At 58.6% G+C, this 3,815-nt stretch carries 5 protein-coding genes; 3 read left to right on the forward strand and 2 right to left on the reverse strand.

The window, feature by feature from the left end; translation table 11 throughout:
• Nucleotides 1-820, forward strand: an 820-nt coding sequence (locus VN887_10210) for an SAM-dependent methyltransferase (protein ID HXT40385.1), incomplete at its 5' end; no start/stop codon positions are given.
• Here the strand turns inward: VN887_10210 and VN887_10215 are convergent.
• Nucleotides 774-1,178, reverse strand: a complete 405-nt coding sequence (locus tag VN887_10215; GenBank protein ID HXT40386.1) for a (2Fe-2S) ferredoxin domain-containing protein — start codon at nt 1,176-1,178, stop codon at nt 774-776. The two genes, VN887_10210 and VN887_10215, sit on opposite strands and share 47 nt — an antisense overlap.
• A gap of 141 nt (nt 1,179-1,319) precedes the next feature.
• Here VN887_10215 and VN887_10220 point away from each other — a divergent pair, with 141 nt between their 5' ends.
• On the forward strand, nt 1,320-2,225 hold the full coding sequence (locus VN887_10220) for a metallophosphoesterase (protein ID HXT40387.1): 906 nt from the start codon (nt 1,320-1,322) through the stop codon (nt 2,223-2,225).
• An 18-nt stretch (nt 2,226-2,243) separates the two neighbouring features.
• Here the strand turns inward: VN887_10220 and VN887_10225 are convergent, their stop codons facing one another.
• On the reverse strand, nt 2,244-3,134 hold the full coding sequence (locus VN887_10225) for an HAD hydrolase-like protein (GenBank protein HXT40388.1): 891 nt from the start codon (nt 3,132-3,134) through the stop codon (nt 2,244-2,246).
• Between the two features lie 135 nt (nt 3,135-3,269).
• Between VN887_10225 and VN887_10230 the strand changes: the two genes are divergently transcribed.
• Nucleotides 3,270-3,815: Gfo/Idh/MocA family oxidoreductase (locus tag VN887_10230; protein HXT40389.1), on the forward strand; the 546-nt coding region annotated here is incomplete at its 3' end.

Here is a 3,815-nt window from a genome sequence, read left to right on the forward strand (position 1 = left end):
GTACTGGATCCTGGAGCCGTCGATTCGCAGGCAGCAGTCACAGCGGGAAAATCTGGGCTGCTTTGAGGACAACGTCCTCTGGTTCCGTTCCTGGGAATCGTTGCCTGCAACGGGGATACACGGCGTCATGTTTTCAAATGAACTGCTCGACGCCATGCCGGTTCATCGCGTCGGCTGGAACGCCGGGGAAAAGTGCTGGTTCGAATGGAATGTCGCTCTGGAAGAGAAGCAATTGGTCTGGCGTCGATCTCGTGTCGAATCTGGAACCGACCATGGGTCGTCGGCGAAATGTGTCACCGGGACGGATGCGCCGCTGGACATGTTGCGGCGCTTAAACCCTCAACTGCTGGCGGTGTTGCCGGATGGATTCACTACTGAAATCTGTCCGGCAGCGGCGCACTGGTGGCGGCAGGCCGCTTCGGCTCTGCAACAAGGCCGTCTGCTCACGATCGATTACGGTCTCTCCGACGACGAGTTCTTTTCGCCCCACCGCGTCAACGGGACATTGCGCGCCTATCATCGGCACAGGCCGGGCGATGACGTGCTGGCGAACATCGGACGGCAGGACCTGACGGCGCATGTCAATTTTTCCTCGCTCATCGAAGCCGGAGAGGCGGCGGGTTTGCAGACCGAACGGTTTTGTTCGCAGGCCGAATTCCTGACAGAAGTTGTCGGGACGGCCTGGCGTGGAAAGCCAGGGCTGGGTGAATGGACTTCGGCCCGTGCGCGCCAATTTCAAACGCTGACGCACCCCGCACATCTGGGGCGGTCGTTCAAGGTGCTGGTGCAACGCCGTCGAGCGTGTCGTCCAACCAGGTGAATGGATTCCGGGCAAAACTGTATTCTTGAACGGGACGACCGCTGATCAAATGCTCCTGAATGATACGCTCCAATACCTCGGGCGTGCATGAGTGATACCAGACACCATCGGGATACACCACCGCGACCGGCCCGGCCGTGCAAACGCGCAGGCAATTCACCTTGCTGCGATAAACCAGCGGCTCGGGCCCGGCCAGTTGCAGTTCCTTTAGCCGCCTTTTCAGGAACTCCCAGGCCGCGAGACCGCGTTCCCGCGGAGCGCACTTCGGTTCCGTTTGGTCGGCGCAAATAAAGATATGGCGCCGGTATTTTTCAAGTCCCAGCGACGAAACCAGGTTTTTCAGGGCCGGCTCAGCCATCGGTGTGATGCCAGTATGACGTGAACGCTGTTCACTGGCACAGTCAAATCTGCCGCACGCATACGGTAATCTTGAAAATCACCCTTGCCCGAAGTCGATGAGTGGCCTTAAGTGTCGGGCAACATCTGAAAGACCAAAAACATGCCCGGGATTTTTTATCAACCGATGGACCGACGGCGGTTCCTTTGCACCACGACCAGGGCGCTAGCCGGCGCGGCCGTGATCCGGGAATTAAGCGTCGCAGGTGATGACGCTTCGTCGGCGGAAAAACCCGTCCACTTCGCCCTGTTGTCTGACACGCATATTCCGGCCGATCCAAAGAACGAATATCGAGGTTTTTTCCCGACACAGAATCTTGGAAGGATTATTCCACAGGTGATCGACAGCCAACCCGAGGGCGTGATCCTTAACGGCGACGCCGCCAGGCTCACGGGTGAGGTCGCCGATTACGAAGCTGTCAGAGAATTGCTCGCCCCGGTGGCCGAACTTGCCCCGATTTATTTAGGTCTGGGCAACCACGACGAACGGAACAATTTCTTCAAGGTTTTCAAGAAACTGTCCGGAGCCCGGCAAAAGGTCGCTGGAAAATACGTGCTCATCATCGAGAAACCGTCGGTCCGGTTCGTAATGCTTGACTCTCTCTTTTATACGAACAAGGCCGCCGGGCTGCTCGGAAAATCACAACGAGACTGGCTGGGCCAGATTCTGAAGAATTCGGATGAACGGGCAACGATCATATTCGTCCATCACACGCTCGGCGATGGAGACGGTGAACTTCTCGACGCAGAACGCCTCTTCGAAGTGGTCCGTCCTCATCGCAAGGTGAAGTCGATTATTTACGGCCACTCGCACAAATACGCCTTCGGTCTGGAGGCCGGAATTCATCTCGTGAATATTCCGGCGGTGGGCTATAACTTCAGCGACACGGAGCCCGTCGGTTGGGTGGATGCCCGCTTCACTTCGCGCGGGGCGGAGTTGAAACTCAATGCCTTCGCCGGTAACCGGGACGCAGACGGCCGCATCCGTTCGTTGGACTGGCGGTCGTAGCGGTGAACCGCGGTCGCTTCACGGCGCCAGCTGCCAACCGGGCTTTTCGGGCAGGCACGCGTCAAATTCCTTCACCAGCGTTGCCTCATAATCGCCGGAATAACTTCCGGCGAAGAATCTGTCGAGCCCTTCTGCATGGAGACGTTCCCAGCAGGCTTCCTCGGCGCCGGGGGTGATCGGAAAGAACAGCGCGCCGTTGGCTCTGGCAGCTTTGAGATCACCCGGCGCATCGCCGATCATCAGGATTTTGTCGCGCCCATACTTGTTGGCGGCGGCGAATTTCAGGTGCTCCGTCTTGGTGCCCATTTCCTGGCCCGCAATCATCCTGACAAAGCCGGCCAGGCCGTGCTCGGTCCATTCCCGCTTGAGCGCCTCGGCGGGCGTTTGCGAAATGCACATCGCGTCCGCCCGTGCGTTGATCTTCTGCAAACATTCCCGCACCCGGGGAAACGGCGGCACGCCTTTCACGATGTCTTCGATCTGCGCATTCACGGCATCCGACCAGCGTTTGACCTGTTCGAGTCCTTTGTTGCCATTCTTCACTTCCGCGTTGAGGGTGGCGTTGCCGAGCTTCGTTTCCCGTTTGATCCACTCATCGATCGAGGAGAGATCTGGCATCTTCACGCCGCGCGCCTTCACGGGCGGACGCTCTCCGAGAAGTCTGACCGCTTTCGACAGGGCCGGGAAACGGTTCGCGCCGCGGTCCTTCGAGTAGAGGTTCACGAACTCCCAGACTTCACGGGCGTACTTGCTGGCAGCCTGAAGATCGAAATGCTTGATGAACATCGGCGTGAAACACTCCTTATGCTTGATTTCCATGCTGTCGAAAATGCAGCCGTCGGAGTCAATGCCGACAAAGAATTCTTTCGAGGGTTTGAAATCGCGCAGTATTTGTGCAGGGTCGCTCATAATTGGCAGGCGAATTAGGCAAGCAAAGGACGGTGGAGTCAAATCGGTTTTGTTTCGTGCGCTTTTGCCCGGCCGTCCGGCTGGTGGCAACACGGATTGCTTGACAGCGGCGTTGGAACCCGTCAACAAACGGGCATGACCCGCCCGCTCACCCGACGCCGTTTTACGCGCGCGCTGTTCACTGCCGCCGGCGCAATCACAGCCGCGCCCGCCTTTCTTCGCGGACAAAACCTGAACGACAAACTGAACGTCGCCATCATCGGGTCCGGCGGCCGGGGCGCGGCCAATCTTGAATCGGTTTCCTCCGAGAACATCGTTGCCTTGTGTGACGTGAATGCGAAAAACCTCGACGCCGCGGCTGTGAAGCATCCGCGCGCGAAAAAGGTCGTCGATTTTCGGAGGCTGTTTGAAAACGCGCGGGATTTCGATGCGGTCGTCGTGAGCACCTGCGAGCACACACACGCCTTTGCCACGATGCTCGTGCTGCAGCACGGCAAGCACGTGTATTGTGAGAAGCCGCTGACGCACAACATCTGGGAAGCGCGACGCATCCGCGAGGCGGCGGCCAAAGCGAAGGTCGCGACGCAGATGGGCATCCAGATTCACGCCACCGAGAATTATCATCAGGTGGTCGAACTTGTGCAGGGCGGCATCGTCGGCCCGGTCCGGGAGGCGCACGTC

The organism is Candidatus Angelobacter sp. (assembly GCA_035607015.1).
Taxonomy (GTDB): domain Bacteria; phylum Verrucomicrobiota; class Verrucomicrobiia; order Limisphaerales; family AV2; genus AV2.